Origin of the sequence: Bradyrhizobium sp. CCGUVB14 (assembly GCF_024199935.1) — a bacterium.
Lineage (GTDB): Bacteria > Pseudomonadota > Alphaproteobacteria > Rhizobiales > Xanthobacteraceae > Bradyrhizobium.
This window is the reverse complement of sequence record NZ_JANADS010000001.1, coordinates 6,047,030-6,067,138: the sequence shown is the minus strand read 5'-3', so window position 1 is coordinate 6,067,138 and position 20,109 is coordinate 6,047,030. Positions and strand designations below refer to the sequence as shown.

19 protein-coding genes and 1 pseudogene are annotated in these 20,109 nt (G+C 65.1%); 10 read left to right on the top strand and 10 right to left on the bottom strand.

All coding sequences use genetic code 11. From position 1 onward, the window contains the following. Positions 1-105 precede the first annotated feature (105 nt). Complete coding sequence (locus NLM32_RS28420; protein ID WP_254132106.1) at positions 106-948, bottom strand: GNAT family N-acetyltransferase; 843 nt, start codon at positions 946-948, stop codon at positions 106-108. 171 nt (positions 949-1,119) lie between these two features. On the opposite strand from NLM32_RS28420, the gene NLM32_RS28415 reads away from it, so the two are divergent. Together NLM32_RS28415 and NLM32_RS28410 are read left to right on the top strand one after the other, a co-directional pair. After that, positions 1,120-1,824, top strand: coding sequence for an SDR family oxidoreductase (locus tag NLM32_RS28415; protein WP_254132105.1), 705 nt, complete (start codon positions 1,120-1,122; stop codon positions 1,822-1,824). A 275-nt stretch (positions 1,825-2,099) separates the two neighbouring features. Further along, the gene (locus NLM32_RS28410; RefSeq protein WP_254132104.1) at positions 2,100-2,933 is read left to right on the top strand and encodes an outer membrane protein; all 834 of its coding nucleotides are present in this window, start codon (positions 2,100-2,102) and stop codon (positions 2,931-2,933) included. Between the two features lie 64 nt (positions 2,934-2,997). Here NLM32_RS28410 and NLM32_RS28405 read toward each other — a convergent pair whose 3' ends face one another. Beyond that, positions 2,998-4,074 carry a serine hydrolase gene (locus NLM32_RS28405; protein WP_254135439.1) on the bottom strand — a complete coding sequence of 359 codons (1,077 nt, stop codon included), beginning with the start codon at positions 4,072-4,074 and terminating at the stop codon, positions 2,998-3,000. A 278-nt stretch (positions 4,075-4,352) separates the two neighbouring features. On the opposite strand from NLM32_RS28405, the gene NLM32_RS28400 reads away from it, so the two are divergent. From NLM32_RS28400 to NLM32_RS28390, 3 genes are all read left to right on the top strand, one after another. Next, on the top strand, positions 4,353-4,772 hold the full coding sequence (locus NLM32_RS28400; RefSeq protein WP_254132103.1) for a helix-turn-helix transcriptional regulator: 420 nt from the start codon (positions 4,353-4,355) through the stop codon (positions 4,770-4,772). Then, positions 4,772-5,254: an SRPBCC family protein gene (locus NLM32_RS28395; protein WP_254132102.1), complete on the top strand. Its 483-nt coding sequence runs from the start codon at positions 4,772-4,774 to the stop codon at positions 5,252-5,254. The genes NLM32_RS28400 and NLM32_RS28395 overlap by 1 nt, the downstream gene beginning before the upstream one ends. A gap of 198 nt (positions 5,255-5,452) precedes the next feature. Next, a complete protein-coding gene (locus NLM32_RS28390; RefSeq protein WP_254132101.1) occupies positions 5,453-6,295 on the top strand; it encodes a hypothetical protein in 843 nt (280 codons plus the stop codon). Positions 6,296-6,299: 4 nt separating this feature from the next. On the opposite strand, the gene NLM32_RS28385 is transcribed toward NLM32_RS28390, so the two are convergent. The 3 genes from NLM32_RS28385 to NLM32_RS28375 are packed head-to-tail and all read right to left on the bottom strand — an operon-like array spanning position 6,300 to position 9,922. Beyond that, positions 6,300-7,508, bottom strand: coding sequence for an ABC transporter substrate-binding protein (locus NLM32_RS28385; protein WP_254132100.1), 1,209 nt, complete (start codon positions 7,506-7,508; stop codon positions 6,300-6,302). A 41-nt stretch (positions 7,509-7,549) separates the two neighbouring features. Continuing rightward, the gene (locus NLM32_RS28380) at positions 7,550-8,401 is read right to left on the bottom strand and encodes a fumarylacetoacetate hydrolase family protein (RefSeq protein WP_254132099.1); all 852 of its coding nucleotides are present in this window, start codon (positions 8,399-8,401) and stop codon (positions 7,550-7,552) included. A 24-nt stretch (positions 8,402-8,425) separates the two neighbouring features. Beyond that, positions 8,426-9,922, bottom strand: a complete 1,497-nt coding sequence (locus NLM32_RS28375) for a bifunctional 3-(3-hydroxy-phenyl)propionate/3-hydroxycinnamic acid hydroxylase (protein ID WP_254132098.1) — start codon at positions 9,920-9,922, stop codon at positions 8,426-8,428. Between the two features lie 231 nt (positions 9,923-10,153). Here NLM32_RS28375 and NLM32_RS28370 point away from each other — a divergent pair, with 231 nt between their 5' ends. From NLM32_RS28370 to NLM32_RS28360, 3 genes are all read left to right on the top strand, one after another. After that, positions 10,154-10,753, top strand: a complete 600-nt coding sequence (locus NLM32_RS28370) for a TetR/AcrR family transcriptional regulator (protein ID WP_254132097.1) — start codon at positions 10,154-10,156, stop codon at positions 10,751-10,753. 571 nt (positions 10,754-11,324) lie between these two features. Then, positions 11,325-12,473 (top strand): ABC transporter substrate-binding protein, encoded by a 1,149-nt coding sequence (locus tag NLM32_RS28365; protein ID WP_254132096.1) that lies wholly within the window; start codon positions 11,325-11,327, stop codon positions 12,471-12,473. Between the two features lie 22 nt (positions 12,474-12,495). Next, a complete protein-coding gene (locus NLM32_RS28360; RefSeq protein WP_254132095.1) occupies positions 12,496-13,674 on the top strand; it encodes a cytochrome P450 in 1,179 nt (392 codons plus the stop codon). Here the strand turns inward: NLM32_RS28360 and NLM32_RS28355 are convergent. Continuing rightward, the gene (locus NLM32_RS28355) at positions 13,671-14,462 is read right to left on the bottom strand and encodes a DNA-binding transcriptional regulator (protein WP_254132094.1); all 792 of its coding nucleotides are present in this window, start codon (positions 14,460-14,462) and stop codon (positions 13,671-13,673) included. The two genes, NLM32_RS28360 and NLM32_RS28355, sit on opposite strands and share 4 nt — an antisense overlap. A gap of 147 nt (positions 14,463-14,609) precedes the next feature. Here NLM32_RS28355 and NLM32_RS28350 point away from each other — a divergent pair, with 147 nt between their 5' ends. Continuing rightward, positions 14,610-15,593: a VOC family protein gene (locus NLM32_RS28350; protein WP_254132093.1), complete on the top strand. Its 984-nt coding sequence runs from the start codon at positions 14,610-14,612 to the stop codon at positions 15,591-15,593. Between the two features lie 12 nt (positions 15,594-15,605). Here the strand turns inward: NLM32_RS28350 and NLM32_RS28345 are convergent, their stop codons facing one another. Both NLM32_RS28345 and NLM32_RS28340 read right to left on the bottom strand, forming a co-directional pair. Next, positions 15,606-16,259 carry a response regulator transcription factor gene (locus tag NLM32_RS28345; RefSeq protein WP_254132092.1) on the bottom strand — a complete coding sequence of 218 codons (654 nt, stop codon included), beginning with the start codon at positions 16,257-16,259 and terminating at the stop codon, positions 15,606-15,608. Further along, on the bottom strand, positions 16,256-17,641 hold the full coding sequence (locus tag NLM32_RS28340) for a HAMP domain-containing sensor histidine kinase (protein ID WP_254132091.1): 1,386 nt from the start codon (positions 17,639-17,641) through the stop codon (positions 16,256-16,258). Before NLM32_RS28340 ends, NLM32_RS28345 begins: the two co-directional genes overlap by 4 nt. A 187-nt stretch (positions 17,642-17,828) precedes the next feature. Here NLM32_RS28340 and NLM32_RS28335 point away from each other — a divergent pair. After that, positions 17,829-18,266 (top strand): annotated as a pseudogene (locus NLM32_RS28335) (DUF2380 domain-containing protein); the annotation flags it as partial. Between the two features lie 11 nt (positions 18,267-18,277). On the opposite strand, the gene NLM32_RS28330 reads toward NLM32_RS28335, so the two are convergent. Both NLM32_RS28330 and NLM32_RS28325 read right to left on the bottom strand, forming a co-directional pair. Continuing rightward, complete coding sequence (locus NLM32_RS28330; RefSeq protein ID WP_254132090.1) at positions 18,278-19,309, bottom strand: L-idonate 5-dehydrogenase; 1,032 nt, start codon at positions 19,307-19,309, stop codon at positions 18,278-18,280. 22 nt (positions 19,310-19,331) lie between these two features. Further along, positions 19,332-20,099 (bottom strand): SDR family oxidoreductase, encoded by a 768-nt coding sequence (locus NLM32_RS28325; RefSeq protein ID WP_254132089.1) that lies wholly within the window; start codon positions 20,097-20,099, stop codon positions 19,332-19,334. Positions 20,100-20,109: the final 10 nt, after the last annotated feature.

The following is a 20,109-nucleotide window of genomic DNA, read 5'->3' as shown; positions in this document are numbered from 1 at the left end:
CGAGCGGCCCGACAAAATCGCCGGATACAACACCAATACCCGCTGCGTCGCAGCGGGAGCGTGAAACAGATTACAAATTTCAAGCCGGCGGATTAAGAGTCGGTACTAGCCCAGTTCAAAGCTGGTTACGCCGAACACGCGGTCGAGCCGCAGTGACGGGACTGCTCCAGTGTACATTCGTGCCGTTTCGAATGTCGGCTTTAGGCCAAGGGATTCCGCAAGCGCCACAGCATCGCGGTTCACCGCGGGGATGTCGAGCACAATCTCGCTGCTTCCGCCGCTCGCCAGCAACGCCTGGAGGATGGTGTCCGCCGCAGCGCGGTTATCTGCTACCAGCGGGCCGATCTTGCAGCCGCTCCGGCAGGGCCGGATCACGCCCCATGCGGCGAGCCTTCCGTCGCGCAGCAGCGCGCGGCCGACATGGCCGGGCGTGTTGATCCAGGCGCGCAGGAAGGCGCTGCGCCGAGCCGGGAAGACCGTGGCGTCATCGGCTTCGACATCCGCAAACGGGATCGTGTCGAGCGCGACGACATCGGCCGGCGGTTTCGGTGGTGCGGAAACGGTGCCGCCATAGCGGATATTGGCGTAAGCAAGCTGGAAGCCGGATTTTCGGTAATTGTCCTGCTGCGCCACCACGCCGTCGAGCCCGATCACGCGCGAGCCCGCATGCGTGATCGCGGCGTTCCAGATGCGCAGGCCGTGACCTCTGCCGCGAAAACCTGCGCGCACGATGTAGAAGCCAAGGAAGGCGAAGCGGTCGTCGTAATTGACGCAGGAGACGGTCGCGACGGGCTCGCCGTCGATTTCGCCGACGAAGAAACCGTTCGCGTCCGGAATGGCGAAGCAGGCGGCGTCGCGCAGGCCGGGATTCCAGCCCTCTGCCGCGGCCCAGTCGATCGCGATGGAGATCTCGTCGGGCTGCAAATTGCGGATCTGCAAATCGCTCATGTTGCGTGGCCTCGTGGCGGCGGGCTTGTCGGCAAGTCTGGTTTGCGGGCAAGTCTGGTTTGCGGGCAAGTCTAGTTGTAGAAGGCCTGACGACAGGCTGAGCCTTGGCAGACTGAATCTTGGCAGACTGAATCTTGGCTCGCCACAACGCTATCACAGGGATGATCGGTCATGGCAGCAGAGAAGGTCGCACTCGTCACCGCAGGCGGCAGCGGCATGGGGGCAGGGGCCGCGCGGCGGCTCGCAGCCGATGGCTTCCGCGTGGGTATCCTGTCGTCCTCCGGCAAGGGCGAGGCGCTCGCGGCCGAGCTCGGCGGCTTCGGCGTGACCGGCTCGAACAAGTCCAATGACGACATGAAGCGCTTCGTCGACGGCGCGCTGGCGAAGTGGGGACGCATCGACGTGCTCGTCAACAGTGCCGGCCACGGCCCGCGCGCGGCGATCACGGAGATCACCGACGAGCAATGGCACCTCGGCCTCGACACGTATCTGCTGAACGTGATCCGTCCGACCCGGCTGGTGATGCCGGTGATGCAGGCGCAGAAGGGCGGCGCCATCATCAACATCTCGACCGCCTGGGCGTTCGAGCCGAGCGCAATGTTTCCGACCTCGGCCGTGTTCCGCGCAGGTCTTGCCGCCTTCACGAAAATCTTCACCGATACCCATGCGGCCGACAACATCCGCATGAACAACGTGCTGCCCGGCTGGATCGACAGCCTGCCGCAAACCGATGCGCGCCGCGACAGCGTGCCGCTGAAGCGCTACGGCAAGGTCGAGGAGATCGCCGCGACGGTCTCGTTCCTCGCGTCCGACGGCGCCGCCTATATCACCGGCCAGAACATCCGCGTCGACGGCGGGCTGACGCGCTCGGTCTGAGGCGCGTTCATCCGAGTCGCGTTCTCGTTGTCTTGTTCTGATGCGACACGGCGCTGCATCGCGCGTCACAGATGAAGAAAGGTGTGTGGCCTCCAGGTCACACTTCTCATGCGTTCGCACGACGTCGCGCGCATACTACGTCGCAGTCCCAGCGAACTTCGCGGCAGCCCAAGACGCTGCGCGGTGTACCGCCTATGCCTGACCCGTGCCGGAAACACCTCGCCGGTGCATTCGAAAAACGCGGGCTTCGATCGCGTGGGGCAAAGGAGACTGCAATGAAGAAGCTTTTGCTGGCGGCAGCGATGGTTGTTTTGGGCGCCGCGTCCGCGCAGGCCGCCGACCTCGCGGCACAATACACCAAGGCGCCGATGATGGCGCCGGCCTACAACTGGACCGGCTTCTATGTCGGCGCCAATCTCGGCGGGCAGTGGGGCAGTGCCGATCCGACGACATCGACCGTATTTTCGCCGACCGGCTATTTCGCGACCAGCAGCGTTCCCGCGATCGGCGCGGTCGGCGCCCAGAATGTCAACAGCTCCAGCGTGACCGGGGGCTTCACGGCCGGCTACAACTGGCAGGTCAATCAGGCGGTGTTCGGCCTCGAAGGCGACATCAACTATTTCGGCTTCAAGGGCAGTGCGTCGGGCTCGGCGGTCTATCCCTGCTGCGCTCCGACCGCCTTTACCGTGTCGTCGCAGGTCTCGGCCGATTGGCTCGCCACGATCCGCGGCCGCATCGGCTTCCTCGCCACGCCGAGCTGGCTGCTTTACGCCACGGGCGGCGCGGCGATCGCCGACGTGAAGGGCAACTTCAACTTCACCGACACATTCGCAACAGCAACCGAGTCGGCCGCGATCCGCGATACCCGCGTCGGCTGGACTGCTGGTGCCGGCACCGAATATGCCTTCGGCGGCGGCTGGTCGTTCAAGGCCGAATATCTCTATGTCGATCTCGGCCGCGCCAGCACGACAAGCACCAATTTGGCCGCTTTCACGCCGGCCATTGCCTTCCCTACCAACGTCTACTCGCACTCGGTTGACATCAAGTCGAACATCGTGCGCGTCGGCGTGAACTACAAGTTCGGCGGACCGGTTGTCGCCAGATACTGAGCTGAATCTTGTTCCGATTTGGTGAGGAAAGCCCCGGCCTGGCCGGGGCTTTCTGTTTCGACGCTCAGGCGCCGTGCAAGGCGAGCAGACGCGCCAGCGCAGGCAGGATCTTGTAGCGGGCGATCTCGTGCGGATATTCGCGGCGATTGGCGAGCAGCACGATGCCGATCCGGTGTGCAGGCACCAGGCCGATATAGCCAGAGGCGTTGTTGAGGCCACCGGGCTTGTCGACGACGGTGACGCCGGGAAGGTGCACGGTCTCCCAGGCCATGGCTTGGCCGAACGTGGCCTGCTCGAACTTTTGGTCGACGTGGAAACTCTCGTGCTGTGTCATGCGCAGCGCCTCGCGCAGGTGCGGATCGATTGAGCGGCCATCAGCGTTCGCTGCAACGAAGGTCGCAAGCTCCCGTGCGGACGAGAACATCTGGCCGGTGCCGGGGAAGTCGAAATAGCTCTGTTGGTTGCCGACCGGGCCGATGGCCGTGCCCTGGTCGGAATAGCCCTGCACAACGCGTCGCATGGCAGCGTCATCCATGATCGCGCGGTTGTCCGGTCCGCGTTCGGGAATGGATGTGGCGTGCATGCCGAGCGGCGTGAGGATGCGGCTCTCGATCAATCTTGCGACCGGCGCGCGATAGCAGCCCTCGAGCACGAGCTGAAGCAGCACATAGCCGGCATGACTGTAGATGCGCTGCTTGCCGGGCGCGACGCCCGCGGGCGGCGCGAAGGCATTGAGCATCGCGATGAATTGCGCCTGCGAGTAGGACTCGTTCGGCCAGGGCGGGTGATCGGTCGGTAGCAATAGCCCCGAGGTGTGCGTCGCGAGCTCGCCCAAGGTGACCCGGCGGATATAGTCGCCGTCGAGCTCCGGCAGATATTTCGGCAGGGGATCGTCGAGCCGCAGCTCGCCGCGGAGCGTGCCGAGCGCCACCAACGTCGCCTCGAACGGTTTTCTCAGGGATGCGAGGTTGAACAACGTGTCCGGCGTCACCGGCCGCCTGGTGGCGTCGTCTGCGAAGCCGTAGGTGAAGAACTCGACATGCCGGCCGGCGTAGAGCGCGGCGACAAGACCGCCGGGATGGTCTGGCGTTGCGGTCGGCGCAAGCTCTGCGGCGACGATGTCGCGCATCTGTGCGATCATGTCGGAGTCCGCCAATGCGCCGCGTGGCCGGACGAGCGCGGCCGCAAAGGAGCCCAGCGCGGCGCCGGCGAGGGCCCGCCGGGTGATTTGTGGTGAGATGACAATAGGCTGCACGTGCTCTGACGATGATGATGTGCGCCCCCGCTGACTGTTTTAGTGAGGCGAGGGCGGTCTCCCAATTCACGATTGCGCGTGATGGGTTCCATGTCGGAAGAATTACTTAGCTTATGGGCTAACAATCATTGACGCCGGACCGGCGTGTCTCTATAGTTAGCTGTATGGCTAACCAATTATCCCAGCTCGATCAGGTCTTCGCAGCGCTCGCCGACCCTACGCGGCGGGCCATCGTGATGCGGCTGTGCGCCGGCGAGGCCTCGGTCGGCGAGCTCGCGGAGCCCTTCGAGATGGCGCTGCCGAGCTTCATGAAACACATCCACGTGCTGGAGCTGAGTGGGCTCGTGCAGTCGGAAAAGTCCGGTCGCGTTCGCACCTGCCGTCTTAGCCCCGAGGCGCTCGTCGGTGCGGAAGATTGGTTCCAGCACCAGCGCGCGATCTGGGAGGCGCGGCTCGATCGCTTCGAGGCTTACGTGCTGAAGCTCAAGCAGGAGAGGGCGGCCGCCAAGCGGCCGTCCAGGAGATCTGCCGAGATGACCGAGAAGACCACCAACAAACCAAGCAAACGGAAAGGTACTGAGTGATGTTGAACGCTGCCCTGTCGCAATGGTCGATGGACCGCGAGATCGTGATGTCGCGCGTGATCGATGCGCCGCGCGATCTCGTCTTCGAGGCGTGGTCCGATCCCAAGCATCTGCCGCAATGGTTCGGGCCGAAGGGATTCAAGATCGAGACCTTCGAGATCGACGTGCGCGTCGGCGGCGTCTGGCGCTTCAACATGATCGGACCCGACGGCACGGTCTATCCGAACCGCATGCGCTTCCTCCGCATCGAGCGGCCGTCGTTCATGGAGATGTACCACGGCGATGACCAGGACGATGACCCCGGCATGTTCCGCTTCACCATCACCTTTGCCGAGCAGGCCAACGGCAAGACCGTGCTGATGATGCGGCAGCTGGCAGCGAGCACCGAGCAGCGCGATGGCATGATCGGCTTCGGCGCCGTCGAATACGGCTATCAGACGCTGGACAAGCTTGCGGCCTATGTCGGCGGGCTGAAGAAATAAGGGCCTTGCGTGATTCGGGGGCGCCCTCGACATGGCGTCCCCGAAATCAGCCCGAAAAACGCTGGCGCTTCTGCGGATTATGACAGTGCGCAGGCGAATTATGACAGTGCCGTCACGCAGATTTTTGTCGCGCCGTGCTGCTGATTTATGACAGAATTGCTACCGTTAGATGTCATGTTGACTACAGCGGAGCGATTCATGTTGCAGTGGCAGGCAAGGTCAAATCCCCTTGCGTGGTGGTGGGGGTCCCTGACGCTTGTCAGTGCGGCGAACATTCTCGTCTGGTTCATGCTGTACCGCGAGTTCTACCCGACCGTCGCGGGCAGCGTCGGCGGCGGCTCGGATATCGGGCTCATGTTCCTGCTTTGCGCGGGCTATGTGTTCGGCTGCGCCTTCCGCTCGGTGTTGCCGCGCGCCGACGTACAGCGCATCTGCCTGTTCGACACCTGGCTGTCGAGTGTCTTCATCGGCCGCACGGTCGCGACCGTGGCCGAGGTCTGCTTCGCCGCGCAGTGGGCGATCATCCTGCATCAGCTCGGTCGCATGACCGGCGCGGAGACCGCGGTGAACATCGCGCTGGTGATCGTGCCGATCATCATCATCGCGGAGTGCTTCTCCTGGTACGCGGTGGTCACCACCAACTTCCTGTTCAACGCGATCGAGAATTCGCTGTGGGCGGTGACGTTCTTCCTCGCCGGCATCGCACTGTGCCGCCTGATGCCGGAATTCCAGGGCCCGGTGCGCTGGGCGCTGACCGCCGGCATCGTCGGCATCGCCTGCTTCCTCGCCTTCCTCGTGACCGTTGACGTGCCGATGTATCTCAGCCGCTGGCGGGCCGGACATGAAGAGGGTGGCAGGTTCCTCGGCTTCCTCGAAGGCCTGCATGACGTCTCGACGCGCTGGGTGGTGACCCATGACATCGCGCACTGGAAGGGCGAGCTGACCTGGATGTTCCTGTATTTCAGCGCCGCCGTCTGGTCGAGCCTCGCGCTCTGCGCGCTCTACGCCATGGAAGGCTATCTCATGCGCTATCTCGCCTGATTGCTTACTTCCCAACCAGGCCGCACTTGCTGCGGTCGAGCGGGCGGAAGGCCTGATCGGGCGGGATGGTCGCGACCAACTTGACGAAATCCCACGGACCCTTGGATTCCTCCGGTGTCTTGACCTGCACCAGATAGAGATCGTGCACCATGCGCTGGTCCTCGCGGATGCGGCCATTGGTGGTGTAGGCGTCCGCGACCTGCGTCGCCTTCATCTTCGCCATCACCGTTGCGCTGTCATCGGAGCCGGTGTCCTTCACGGCTTGCAGATAGTGGCGCACGGCAGAATAGACGCCGGCCTGGATCTGTGACGGCATCGCCTTGCGGCGCGCGTAGAACGCGTCTGAAAACTTTCGCGCCGCAGGCGAGACGTCCTCGAAGAACGAGGTGACGATGAGATCGCCGCGCGTCGCCTTCAGGCCGACGGCCTCGATATCGACGTTCTGGAACGACATCGGCACGATCTTGATGCCCTGGTCGGCGAGGCCGAATTCCTCGGCCTGCTTGATCGCGGTGGCGTTATCGCCGGCGACGTTGATCGCGAGGATCTTTGCGCCCGAGGACTGCGCCTGGAGCAGGAACGACGAGTAGTCTGGCGTGCCGAGCTGGGCCTTGACGCTGCCGGCGACCTTGCCGCCGAGCGCCGCGATGCGATCGCGGGCGGTCGCCTCGATCGAATGGCCGAAGGCGTAATCGCCGGTGATGAAGAACCACGGCTCCTTGCTGGTTTGCATGACGCCGGAGACAACCGCAGTCGCAGTGGAATAAGCGTCCTGGGTCCACTGCACGCTGCTGGGCGCGCAGGCATCGTCAGTGAGCTGGTTGGCCCCGGCGCCGGAGACCAGGAAGATCTTGCCGTTGCCGCGCACCAGCTCCTGCACGGCGAGTGCCGCACCGGAGCTGCCGCCATCCGCGATCGCCTGCACGCCGTCGCTGAACCATTTTCGTGCGAGCGAGGCCGCGAGGTCCGGCTTGTTCTGGTGGTCGGCCTGCAGGATCTCGATCGGCTTGCCGTTGATCTTGCCGCTGAACTCCTCCGCCGCCATCCGCGCCGCCTCGACCGAACCCGGGCCCATCGCGGTGGCGAAAATGCCGTTCATGTCGGTGAGGACACCGACGCGAATGGCGTCACCCTTGATCTCGGCGCGCGCGGCGCCCGCGAGCGCCAGCGTGGTCAGCAGGATGGCGGTGGATGTCGTGCGGATGATGGCCATGGCGTTTCCTGATTTTATCGTTGGTGGATCGGGTGCGGTGGTCAGGCCGCCTCGGCAATGACCTTGTTGCGCAAGATGCCGATGCCGGAGATTTCGACCTCGACGGTGTCGCCGGGTCGCATCCACAGTGGTGGCGTGCGCTTGAGGCCGACGCCGCCCGGTGTGCCCGTGACGATGACGTCGCCGGGGACGAGCGGGCAGATCGTCGAGATGTAGGCGATGAGCTCGGGGATGGCGGTGATCAGCAGATCCGTCGTCGTGTTCTGCACGACGGTGCCGTTCAAGCGGGTCTGAAGGGTGAGCTTCGACGGATCGGGGATCTCGTCCGTCGTCACCAGCCACGGGCCGAAGCTGCCGCTCTCCGCAAAGGTCTTGCCGGAGAGGAACTGGCTGGTGTGACGCTGCCAGTCGCGGACGCTGCCCTCGTTGTAGCAGGCATAGCCGGCGATATGGTCGAGCGCACGGCTCGCTGGAATGTGGCGGCCCTGCTTGCCGATGACGAGCGCGAGTTCGCCCTCATAGTCGAAGTCGTCGCTCACCGCAGGCTTCAAGATGGGCTGAAGATGGCCGACCTGGCTGCAGGGGAAGCGAACGAACAGCGCCGGCTTCTCGGTCACGGTGCGGCCGGTTTCGGCGACATGATCTCGATAGTTCAGGCCGACACAGATGATCTTGCCGGGATCGGGAATGACGGGGGCGAAGCTGATGGCGTCGAGAGGATGATCGGGCGACGAGGATGCGATCAGCTTTGCCGCCTCGGCCTCGCGACCGGCTTCGAGCAACTGACGCAGCGTGGTGCAAGGCGCCATGCGTGTGCCGAGATCGACGACGCCGTTGTCCTTGACGGCTCCGAAGGAGGCGCGCCCGTTGGCGATGAAAGAGAGCAGCTTCATGAGATATCCCTGAGGTTTGTTCGGTCAGGCCGCGGACGGCACGTGGGTTGGAGGCATGATGGTGGCGACGAGCCTGTCGAGCTCGGCATCATCGCGGGCGGTGCCGCGGATGTAGCGGTCGGGGCGAACCAGCGCGGCGGTGATGCCGTGCTCGCGCAGCCAGGGTCCGATGCCTTCGGCATCGTCGCTGGTCAGGATTTTGATTCCCGCCTGCGAAAGCGCGGGACGCGCCGCGCTCTCGACGAGGAGCACGTGGCTGTAGCCGATGAGATCGTCGCCGCGGCCGCCGTTCTTGAGCTTGAACTGGGGCGCGAGATGTCCGGCGAGCGGAAGATCGCCGAGTGCGAGCCCGGGGCCGAGCAGGGGCTTTTTCGACTCAAGCTTGACCGGCGCATTCTCGCGCGCTTCACCGGCGGCAAGGCCGGCTTCGATCGCCTTGGTGTTGATGACGCCGCCCAGGCGAATGGCGAGCTCGATGAATTCGCGCACATGCGGCGCGCGCTCGCTCTGATAGGTGTCGAGCAGATCGGGCGATGCGCCGCCGCGAATGATGCTCGCGAGTTTCCAGGCGAGATTGGCGGCATCGCGGATGCCGGCGCACATGCCCTGGCCGAGGAAGGGCGGGGTCTGGTGCGCGGAATCGCCGGCAAGCAGCAGCCGGCCGTTGCGCCATTGCTGCGCGATGACGGAATGAAAGGTGTAGACCGCGGCGCGCTCGAGCTCCGCATCGTCAGGCGTGATCCAGCGCGACAACAGCTCCCAGACTTTTGCCGGCTGCGCGACGTCGTTCGAATCCTCGTCCGGGCGAACCGTGATCTCCCAGCGCCGCCGTGTGCCGGTGCCACGGACATAGGTCGCCGGCCGGTGCTGGTCGCAATGCTGGATGCTGTAGTCGCCGAGGTCGTCGCGGGCGCGCTTGAGTTGCACGTCGACCACCAGCCAGCGCTCATGGAAACCGAGATCGTCCATCCCGGACCCGATGAAGCGGCGAACGAGAGAGCGTGCGCCATCGCAGCCGATCACATAACCGGCGCGGACCTCGCTGAGTTTCCCGCTGGAAAGATCCTCGTAGCGGACGCGCACCCCACGCTCGTCCTGGTCCAGCGCGAAGACATCGCAGCGGCTGCGCAGGCTGACATGCGGCCAGCGCGCAAGGCCGCCGATCAGGAGGTCCTCCAGCGTGGGTTGATGGAAACGATAGCTGAGATTCCAGCCCATCGGCGTCAGCGTCTGCGGCCGCGACCAGTCCAGCAGCATCTTGCCGTCGGCGTCGAGAAACAGCATGCCGGGGCTCAGGGTGACGTGCGGCAGGATCGCGTCCGCAAGACCGATGGTCTGGAATATGCGCATGCATTCGTCGTCGAAATGCACCGCGCGCGGCAGATGATAGGTCCGCGCCTCGCGCTCCAGCACCAGCGTCCGCAGGCCGCAGAGGCCGAGCAGATTGGCAAGCGTCGCGCCGACCGGGCCACGGCCGACGATCACGACGTCGAATTCCTCGGGGGCTGATTTATCCTGCATGCGGCTATCTCTTCCCCAAGCGGTGCCATCTCTTCAACGGCGCCGCGCCGAGTGTCCGTCCAGCGGACACACGGCTCGCTGACGTCCCAGCGGGACAAGCGTGCGCGGAATTGGGGCTTGCAATGGGCTACTGACGAATATATGTTCATATGAACATATACGCAGGTGATGATGGCGAAGGCCAGGAAGAATGCTGTGCCGGCGCGCCCGAGAGGGCGGCGGAGCAAGGATATGCCGGATGGTCGCCAGGCGCTCCTGGCGGCGGCCACCCACGCGTTTGCCTGCCATGGTTTCGATGGCGCAGATCTGCGCAGCGTAGCCGCTGCCGCCAAGGTCAGCGCCAATCTGGTTCGCGTTCACTTCGGCAACAAGGCGGCGCTCTGGGAGGCTTGCCTGGATCGGGTGGTGTCGATCGGGCTTCCCGCCATGGCCGGCGTGCAGAAGATCGCCTGCGATTCTGCCCGCCCGCTGGGAGAACGGCTTCGCGGCGTGATCACCGAGATCGCTGCCTTCTATGCTGCGCATCCGGATGTCAGGGATTTCGTCCTTCGACATGCCACGGACGCGCCGGAGCGGGCCGTACTGGTGCTGGATCGGCTTCTGCATCCCGCCTACGCGACGGTTCGCGAGCTGTTTTCCGCAGGTATTGAAGCAGGCATCATCCGCAGCCGCCACCCGGCGTTGTTTTTCGCTCTGCTCAACGCCGCGCTGAACCAGCCGCCTGCGTTTCCGATGCTGCTCAATCGCATCGCGCCGGAGATCGATCCGGAAACCTCTCGCGATCTGCTGATCGAGACGACCATCGCGACGTTTCTCCACCTTCCACGATGATGCTGGATGGCATCGCCAGCCTCGCTGAAATCCCAACCTGAGAGTGAGTCCTATGCAATTTCGTCTTGTTCTTGCTTTGCTGACGGCAATGATCACGCCGGCCCTTGCTCAGTCCGGGCCGAGCGAGGCTGACCAGCGGCAAGCCTGCATGGGAGATGCTCTTCGGCTTTGCGCCGCTTACGTTCCCGACCGCGCCCAGATCAGGAGTTGCATGGCGGCTCAGCGCGATCAGCTCAGTCCGCAATGCCGCGTTGTCTTTGATGCGTCCTCCCAGGCCTTGAATTCGCAGCGGCGTGCCGGATCCAAGGTCCCGTAGAAGGCGCGCTGGGACTCGATCGAGATGGCGGCCACCGTTTCGCGCAACGATGCCACCGCTTCAACGGCGCCGGCCGAAGCGTCCGCCCAGAGGATGGGGGATCATCGGGACACGAGATCTCACTGTCGGCCTGCTGTCCGCCAGCCGGACAACTCGGCGATAGCGCTACGCGCCGCGGGCTCATTTTGGCTAGGGAAGGGTCAAAGGCAATAAAATGCAGGCTGCCCACCAGGCGGCCGGCGGGAGGAGAGAGCCATGCCGCGATCTGTGCTGGGCGTGTGCCTTGCGATGCAATTGTTTGTGGCACCAGGCTTTGCCGCCGATATCAATGTCGGGATCATCCTGTCGGCGACGGGACCTGCCGCCGCAATTGGCAACGCCGAGCGGAACGGCACGATTTTCGGCCCGACAGAGATTGCCGGCAAAAAGGTCAACTATCTCTTCCTCGACGAGGCTTCCGACAGCACGGCGGCGGTTGCTGCGCTGCGTAAGCTATATCAGGAGAGCAAGATCGACATCCTGGTCGGGCCGACCTCGACTCCAGGTTCATTTGCCGCGATCGATCCGGCGGTCGAGTACAAACTGCCGGTGATCACGCTCGCGCCTGTCAACGCGCTGGTCGCCCCGGTCGATGCCAGGCGGCGCTGGATCTTCAAGACCACGACCAATGACGATCACGAGGCGACGCCGCTGTTTGCGAATATGAAGAAGACCGGCGTGAAGAAGCTCGCGCTGATCGGCTTTGGCGACTCCTATGGCGATGCCTGGAGCAGGGTCAGCGCCGATATGTGCAAGGCCGCAGGGATCGAGCTCGTCGCCGACGAGAAATATGCGCGGACGGACACCACGGTGGTTGGGCAGATCCTGAAGATCATGGCGGCTGGGCCGGATGCGGTTCTGATTGCTGCCTCGGGCGCACCGGCGGCCCTTCCGTTGTTGCAATTGCGGGAGAAGGGCTATGAGGGCCAGATCTACGGCACGCTCGGCGCCACATTCGGCGATTTCCGCAAGCTGACCGGCGCGCAGGGCGAGGGCATTTTCGTGCCGCTGAGCCCGGCGGTCGGCGCCGCGTCCTTCCCGGACGACTATCCCGCGAAGAAGGCAGCGCTTGAGTTCATCCAGCGCTACGAGGCCAAGTTCGGACCCGGGAGCCGCAACATCTTTGCAGGCTCGGCCTACGACGCAGTGATCTTGATCGAGCGTGCGGTGCCCGCGGCATTGAAGGCGGGAGAGCCCGGAACCGCGGAATTTCGTGAGGGTCTGCGCAGCGCGATCGAGGGGCTCAAGGGCATCGCCGGGTCGCGCGGTGTCTACAATTACGGGCCGAACGACCACACAGGACTGGACCAGAGCGCGCTGACGCTCGGCAAGCTTGACAAGGGTGAATGGATTGCCGTGCGCTGAGCAGCAGAACGGAGCAGCGGTCATGCCGGCGATAGCGGAGTGCCCGGTCTACGACGTCGATCTCTACGGCGACGATGTCCTGCACGATCCCTATCCGCACTACCGGGCGCTGCGCGATCTGGGCGCAGCGGTGTGGCTGCCGCACAACGGGCTCTATGCGGTCAGCCGCTTCGAGGACGTCCGCGCCGCCTTGCGCAACCCCGGTGTGTTTTCATCCGCGCAAGGGGTTGCCGCCAACGATCACGTCAACGAGATGTCGCGTGGCACAACACTCGCGAGCGATGCACCTTTACATGACCGGTTGCGTGCGATCATTGCCGCGCCGCTGCTGCCGCGCGCGCTCGAAGAGATCGGCCCGCAGATTCGCGCTGAGGCGCGGCGGCTGGTTGATGACCTCGTGATGCGCGGACAATTCGATGCAGTGACGGATCTTGCGCAGCACCTGCCGCTCACGATCGTGTCCAAGCTGGTGGGGCTGGAAGACTATGGCCGCGGCAGCATGCTGCGTTGGGCCTCGGCCACGTTCAACGTGCTCGGGACGATGAACGCACGTGGTTGTGCCGCCATGACCGACGTACAGGAAATGCGCGGCTATCTCGGCGGCACGAGCATTCGCGAGCATTTGCGGCCGGGCAGTTGGGGAGATCGTATTTTCCAGACCGGAGAACGCGGTGAGGTCGAGCCAAATCGTTGTCCGGTATTGATGCGCGATTATCTCGGTCCAAGCCTCGACACCACGATCTTTGCGACCGCGAACCTGATCATGCTGTTCGGCAAATATCCCGCGCAATGGGATCTGGTTCGAGGCGACCCCACGCTGATCCCCAACGCCATCAATGAGTCGCTTCGGCTGGAATCGCCCATTCGCGGCTTCACCCGCCATCTTGCCACGGAAGCGACGATCGGCGACGTGCGAATTCCGGGCGGAAGCCGGGTGCTGCTGCTCTATGCCTCGGCCAATCGCGACGAGCGGAAATGGCAAGACGCTGAACGTTTCGACGTGCGCCGGCGCGCCAGCGACCACCTCGGCTTCGGCAACGGGACGCATATGTGCGCCGGCCTGCATTTGGCCCGGCTGGAGATGACCGCACTGTTGGAAGTGTTGGTCGAGAAGGTGGTTCGCTTCGAGATCGGCGAGCCCGTGCTGGCGCTCAACAACGTTCTGCGAGGCCTTGCATCGTTGCCCGTAAGAGTGAGCTAGGGGCTGACCGGGATCGCTTCGGCCGTATCGCGCAACGGGCCGACGAACTGAGCCATGGCGTCTTCGATCGCCAGCGCTGAGCGGATCCAGATGATGGAGATGCAGCCGTAGACGGCACCGTCGCGGACGATCGGCACGGCGATCGAGGCCGTCTTCGGATTGTACTCGCCTTCGCTGCGGATGGCGTAACCCCGCGTGGCCGTCTCGGCGATCATCTGGTCCAGCCGACCCTGGTCGAGGAAGGGGCGGTCGTCGGCCTCGTCGATGCGGCGGAGATGGCCGACGATGAGGTCGCGCTCGCGTGCGGGGCAGGCGGCGAGATAGGCGCGGCCCGCCGACGTGCGCAGCATCGGCAGGCGCTTGCCGATCATGCCGCGGTCAATCGAGAGCGGGCTGCGGGAATGGGTGGTTTCCTGGACCACCATCGCGGCATTCTCGTAGGTGGAGAGATCGACCGGCCAGACCAGGGTCTTGCTGAGTTCGGCGAGATAAGGCGCGGCCGCCTGGCAGATCACTACGCCGGGGTCGTAGCCATCGCCGAGGCTCAGGGCGAGGCGGGTGACGCGAAAACGGTCGTCGCTAGCGCTGCGGGCGACATAGCCGAGTTCCTCCAGCGTCTCGAGCAGGCGATAGACGGTCGGGCGGGGCAGGTCGAGCGCGCGGGCGACGTCGCCGGCGCGGATGCCACCGGAGCGGTTGACCTCCTGCAGCACGTCCAGCCCACGCTTGAAGGCGCGGACGCCCTCCGACTGCCGCGGCTGGCCGTTCCGCGTCCGCTCCTTGGACACTTCGTATTTCCTCCCTTGTGGCGCATGGCCCGTCGACTATCGTCTCTGCGAACGCGAGGCGATTGCGGGACGACACCGTAGGATCGTGCGCGGCCGGTATCAAGTTCGCCGCAGTGCAACGGATGCGAGGCCCTTGGGAGAACGTCGATGGAAATCACCGCGCTCGGCTATATCGGGATCAATTCATCACAGCTCGATCAGTGGGGCCAGATGGCGACCGGACTACTCGGCATGCAGCAGGTCGATCGCGGCGGCAGGATGCGCGCCTTTCGCATGGACGATCGCAAGCAGCGCCTGATCGTCGACGGCAGCAGCGACGCCGGCCTTGCGGTGATGGGATGGGAAGTTCCCTCGACTGCCGAACTGGACCAACTGGCCGGACGACTGGAAAGCCACGGCGTCAAGGTGACGCGCGGATCGCGCGCGCTGGCCGATGAACGGCATGTCGCCGAACTTATCACGTTTGCCGATCCTGCTGGCAACCGGCTCGAAGCCTTCTGCAAACCGGAGCTCGCGACCGAGCCTTTCAAACCGGGCCGCCCGATCTCGGGCTTTCGCACAGGCGCGCTCGGCATGGGGCACGTCGTGCTGAATGTCGAGGATGTCGAGCCGCTGGTGCCGTTCTATCGCGATGTGCTCGGCTTTCACGTCTCCGATTTCGGGCTGAAGCCCTACGGGCTCTATTTCTTCCACGTCAACGGCCGGCATCATTCCTTTGCGATGGTCGGCTCGGGACGCAAGGCGCTGCATCATTTCATGGTGGAGCTCGGCAGTCTCGACGATGTCGGGCAGGGTTACGATCTCGCGCAGCTCGAAGACGGCCGCGTCGTCTATACGCTGGGCCGGCACACCAACGACCACATGACGTCGTTCTATGTGAACACGCCGTCCGGCTTCTTCATCGAATATGGCTGGGGCGGGCGCATCATCGATCCCCAGACCTGGCAGCCGCACGAGACCTTTGACGGTCCGTCGCTGTGGGGGCACGAACGGCTCAACATGCCCGAAGAGCAGCGCAAGCGCCTGCGCGACATGCGGATGGATGCGGCCGCGCGCGGCGTGCGGGTCGCCGATCCGCGCGTGCCGCCGCTGAATTGCGCGTGGCTGGACCAGGTGGTCGCGCGCGAATGATCGGCGTCGGCTTCACGCGTCGCCGAGATTGGGCTCGGTCAAGATGCCCTGGCGCAGCGCCAGCCGGACCAGCTCGATGTCGGAGCCGACGCCGAGCTTGTCCTTGATCAGCGAATGCAGGTTGGCCACGGTCTTCGGGCTGACGTGGAGCGTCTCGGCGATCTCCTCCGTCGTGTTCTCGGCGAGCAGCAGCCGCAGCACCTCGAACTCGCGCGGCGTCAGCACGTCGGCGGCCGAGCTCTCGCCGCTGATCCGGCTCAGGGCCAGCTCGTGGTCGATATCGGGACTGATCGCGATCTTGCCGGCGAGCACGTCCATCACCGCGCGCACCAGCGTCTCCGGCGGGCTGGTCTTGGTGACGTAGCCCCTCGCGCCGGCGCGGATCGCCTGCACGGCGAAACCGGCATTCTCGTGCATGGTGAAGACCAGGATCTTTGCTCCCTTGTCCCATTGCCTGATCCGCCTGACGGCCTCGACGCCGCCGATGCCGGGCATGCTGAGATCCATGATGACGAGATCGGGCGTCTCGGATTTGAACAGGCGATAGGCCTCAGCGCCGTCGCCGGCTTCGGCGATGACGCGCAGGCCCGGCTGCTTCTCGAGCACGGAGCGATAGCCTTCGCGGACGACGGAATGGTCGTCGACCAGCAAAATGGTTGCGGTCATGCCGCGTGCTCCAGCGCTTGCGGAGCGGCGGCTGCGAGCGGAATGACGACGCGCAGCGCGGAGCCACCGGCGGGGCCGGGTTCAAAACTCAGACGGCCGCGTAGCGCCGCCACGCGCTCGCGCATGCCGAGCAGGCCCATGCCGGATTTTGCCGCGGGATCGGTCGAGCGCCCGTCATCGTCGATGGCGAGCGCGATCTCGCCGGCATGCATCGCCAATTCCATGCTGACCTTGGTGGCGCCGGCGTGCTTGGCGGCATTGGTGAGCGCTTCCTGCACGATGCGATAGAGATTGGCGCTGATCGTGGCGGGCAGGGTTTCGAACGTGCCGTCGAACCGGATCGAAAAACGGGTCTCGCCGCGGCTGCGTCCATTCCAGCCCGCAACCAGGCCTTCAAGACTGGCCACAAGCCCAAGCTCCTCGACATCCGGCGGACGCAGCCGGAACAGCGCGCCGCGCAATGTCTCCATCATGCCGGTTGCGGTTCGCGCGATGCCGTCGCACTCGCCAAGCAAGGAGGGGCAGTCCTGCGCGGCCGTCTGGCGTGCGGAGGAGGCGAGCGCCCGGATCGCGGCCAGCGACTGGCCGAACTCGTCGTGCAGCTCGCGCGCGAGATGGCGGCGCTCCTCGTCCTGGAGCGCGATCAGTTTTCGCGTCAGCTCGGCGCGCTCGGCCAACGCCGTATCGAGGCTCTCGGCGAGATGGTTGAAGACGTCGCGCACCGCGGACAGCTCGGCAAGATCGAACGGCGGCAGCCGCGCGGTGAGGTCGCCGGCGGCAACCCGCTCGAGGCCGGCGCGGATCATGCGGGTCGGGCGCAGCGCGCGGGCCAGCGCGGCATAGACCAGGACACACAACAGCGGCAGGGCGATCGCGAGCGCGAGCATCAGGCGGCCGGCCTCATGCCAGGCCTCGGCCGTCTGCACGGCCGGATCGACCGAGACCACCGCTTCACCAAGCTTGGTGCCGCGCAGGATCACGGGCCGGGCCGCTTCGCGACCGGGGTCGAACAGGCCATGATAGAACGCCGTAAAAATCTGCGGCGGCGGGTCCTCCGGAATCGGCGCGCCGCTGCAGAAGCGCTGCAGCATCTCGCCGCCGACACCACGGAAGGCCAGGCACAGGCCGGGCGTCATCACATAGGCCGAAACGGGGTCGAGGTTGGGAAAGTCGGAGCGGGGGCTCGCAGCCCACAGCACTTTGCCCTGTTGCAGCTCCAGCGTCTTCGCCACGATGGCGGCGATACCGTCGATGCGCGCATGGGCCGCGCGGTCGGCCGTGATCAGGAAATAGGCGGAGATCGCGGCGAAGCAGGCGGCCGATATGGCGGCCACGCGCAAGGTCAGGCGGACCTTGAGATCGAATCTCGGGCGGTTCCACATCGGCGGGCACCTGGCGCGAACGGAATTGTCGCCTCTGCATTAAAGGGCAGAACGGGACCGACGCAAAGCGACACCCTTACCGCGGTGCAACGTCGTGAAATTTTCCCGGAACTGGTCGGGATCGCCCCGGCTGCGGTGCGGGAAACGTCCGCCTAGCTTGTGGCCTTTCCATCATGCGAGGTTCGCGATGCGCCGTGCCCTGTCGTTGCTGTCTTTCCTTGTTGTTCTCGCGGCCGGGCCGGATGGCCGGGCCCTGGCCGCCGAGGCCACCGCCATTGCGCTCGACGATTTCAGCTACACCGACACCTCGGCCGAGCCGAACGACCAGAGTGCCGCCCACGAGCGGCGGCTGCAGGCGTTCATGGTCGCGCTCCGGCGGGACATCGCCGCCGACCCGCGCTACCGGCTTGCGCCGTCCGTGCAGGAGGGGGCGGCGTTCAAGGTCATCGGCGGCATCCAGAAGACGAGCACGCTGGTGCAATGGGCCAAGGTCGCGGTGATCGACGTTGGCGCCAGGAAGGTCGTGATGGACAAGCTCTACACTTTCCGCGGCGACAACGACGAATCGTGGGAGCGTGCCGAAATCTTCGTCTCCCGCGAGGTCATGGCCGCACTGGCGCAGCCCTGAGGCCGGGCTTAGAACGTCAGCTGCACCTTCATCGATTGCGAGCGGTCGCTGGCGAGCTCGAACGCGGCGACTGCGTTCTCGAACGGCATGGTCGCCGTGATCAGCGGCTTTACGTCGATCAGGCCTTCGCCCATCAGCCGCACTGCGAGCTCGAACTCGGGATCGAAGCGGAAGGTGCCGCGGAGCTGCAATTCCTTGGCGACGATGGAGTTGATCGGCAGCGTCATCTCGCCGCCGAGGCCGAGCTGTACCAGCGTCGCGCCGGGACGGAGCACGTCGAGCGCGGTGCGCAGGGCGGCCTGATTGCCGGAAGCCTCGAACAGCGTGTCGAATACGCCCTTGCCGGTGCGCCAGGGATCGAGTGCGGACGCATTGGTCGCGACATTGATCGCATGCGTTGCGCCGAGTTTTTTGGCGACCGCGAGCGGCGCGTCGGCAACATCGGTCACGACGATCTCGGACGCACCGCCGAAGCGCGACACCAGGATCATCAGCGCACCGATCGGGCCGCAGCCGGTGATCAGCACGCGCTTGCCGAGGAGGGGGCCAGCCTGCTTGCCGGCGTGGAGACACACCGCGAGCGGCTCGGCGACCGCGGCTTCGGCGAGCGACAGCTTGTCGGAGATCGGCACGGCCTGCGTCGCGTCGACCGAGATGAACTCGCGAAACCCGCCCTGCACGTGGGGAAAGCGCATCGCGCTGCCGAGGAAGCGCATGTCGAGGCACTGGTTGCGCATGCCCTCCTGGCAATGCAGGCATTGGCCGCACGGCTTGCTCGGATTGACCGCAACGCGCGTCCCGACCTTCACGCTGGTGACGCCGTCGCCGACGGCCGCGACCACGCCGGCGATCTCGTGCCCCAGCGCCATCGGCTGCTGGATGCGGACGACGCCGAAACCGCCGTGGTGGTAATAGTGCAGATCGGAGCCGCAGATGCCGCCGTTGGCGATCTTGACGCGGACTTCACCCGGGGCGGGCGCCGGATCGGGATAGTTGTCGATCCGCAGGTCTTTCGGGGCGTGAATGACGACAGCGCGCATGGTTTCGTTCCCTGTTTCGCGATTACATCGCGGCGATCATGCCGCCATCGACATAGATGATCTGGCCATTGACATAAGTTGAGGCGTCCGAGGCGAGGAAGATCGCCGCGCCCACCAGCTCGTCCGGCTTGCCCCAGCGCTTGGAGGGGATGCGGCCCATCAGCCAGTTGTTGAAATCGGTGTTGTTGACCAGCGCCTCGTTCATGTCGGTCAGCATGTAGCCGGGGCCGATCGCATTGGCCTGGATGCCGTGCTGGGCCCATTCCACCGCCATCGAGCGGGTCAGGTTCTTGATGCCGCCCTTGGCCGCGGTGTAGGGCGCAATCGTGGGCCGCGCCAGCTCGCTGCCGAGCGAGCCGATGTTGATGATCTTGCCGCGCTTGCGCGGGATCATGCGCTTGCCGGCTTCGCGGCCGATCACGAAGGCGCTGGTGAGGTCGGTCTCGATCACTTTGCGCCATTCGTCGGTGGTGAATTCCACCAGCGGCTTGCGGTGCTGGATGCCGGCATTGTTGACGAGAATGTCGACCGCAATGCCCTTTTTGTCGAAGTCGTTGAAGGCCGCCACGATCGCGGGCTCATCGGTGACGTTGAACGCCGCGCCCTCGGCCTGGTGTCCGGCGGCGCGAAACTCGGCGACAGCCTGCTCGACACGCTTCGGATCGACGCCATTGATGATGATCTTGGCGCCGGCCTTGGCCATGCCCTCGGCAATGGCGCGGCCAAGCCCGCGCGAGGAGCCGGTTACCAGCGCGGTGCGGCCGGAAAGGTCGAAGAGGGCGGTGCTCATCTCAAAAGAT

Excerpts from the sequence above, each read along its gene's own strand:
- NLM32_RS28400 (WP_254132103.1), top strand. The coding sequence starts at position 4,353 with ATGGCTAACCAATTATCCCAGCTCGATCAGGTCTTCGCAGCGCTCGCC.
- NLM32_RS28330 (WP_254132090.1), bottom strand. The coding sequence starts at position 19,309 with ATGCGCGCTGTCGTCATTCACGCCCCGAAAGACCTGCGGATCGACAAC.
- NLM32_RS28375 (WP_254132098.1), bottom strand. The coding sequence starts at position 9,922 with ATGCAGGATAAATCAGCCCCCGAGGAATTCGACGTCGTGATCGTCGGC.
- NLM32_RS28370 (WP_254132097.1), top strand. The coding sequence starts at position 10,154 with ATGCCGGATGGTCGCCAGGCGCTCCTGGCGGCGGCCACCCACGCGTTT.
- NLM32_RS28380 (WP_254132099.1), bottom strand. The coding sequence starts at position 8,401 with ATGAAGCTGCTCTCTTTCATCGCCAACGGGCGCGCCTCCTTCGGAGCC.
- NLM32_RS28390 (WP_254132101.1), top strand. The coding sequence starts at position 5,453 with ATGTTGCAGTGGCAGGCAAGGTCAAATCCCCTTGCGTGGTGGTGGGGG.
- NLM32_RS28410 (WP_254132104.1), top strand. The coding sequence starts at position 2,100 with ATGAAGAAGCTTTTGCTGGCGGCAGCGATGGTTGTTTTGGGCGCCGCG.
- NLM32_RS28360 (WP_254132095.1), top strand. The coding sequence starts at position 12,496 with ATGCCGGCGATAGCGGAGTGCCCGGTCTACGACGTCGATCTCTACGGC.
- NLM32_RS28325 (WP_254132089.1), bottom strand. The coding sequence starts at position 20,099 with ATGAGCACCGCCCTCTTCGACCTTTCCGGCCGCACCGCGCTGGTAACC.
- NLM32_RS28395 (WP_254132102.1), top strand. The coding sequence starts at position 4,772 with ATGTTGAACGCTGCCCTGTCGCAATGGTCGATGGACCGCGAGATCGTG.
- NLM32_RS28420 (WP_254132106.1), bottom strand. The coding sequence starts at position 948 with ATGAGCGATTTGCAGATCCGCAATTTGCAGCCCGACGAGATCTCCATC.
- NLM32_RS28385 (WP_254132100.1), bottom strand. The coding sequence starts at position 7,508 with ATGGCCATCATCCGCACGACATCCACCGCCATCCTGCTGACCACGCTG.
- NLM32_RS28365 (WP_254132096.1), top strand. The coding sequence starts at position 11,325 with ATGCCGCGATCTGTGCTGGGCGTGTGCCTTGCGATGCAATTGTTTGTG.
- NLM32_RS28405 (WP_254135439.1), bottom strand. The coding sequence starts at position 4,074 with ATGATCGCACAGATGCGCGACATCGTCGCCGCAGAGCTTGCGCCGACC.
- NLM32_RS28415 (WP_254132105.1), top strand. The coding sequence starts at position 1,120 with ATGGCAGCAGAGAAGGTCGCACTCGTCACCGCAGGCGGCAGCGGCATG.
- NLM32_RS28345 (WP_254132092.1), bottom strand. The coding sequence starts at position 16,259 with ATGACCGCAACCATTTTGCTGGTCGACGACCATTCCGTCGTCCGCGAA.
- NLM32_RS28340 (WP_254132091.1), bottom strand. The coding sequence starts at position 17,641 with ATGTGGAACCGCCCGAGATTCGATCTCAAGGTCCGCCTGACCTTGCGC.
- NLM32_RS28350 (WP_254132093.1), top strand. The coding sequence starts at position 14,610 with ATGGAAATCACCGCGCTCGGCTATATCGGGATCAATTCATCACAGCTC.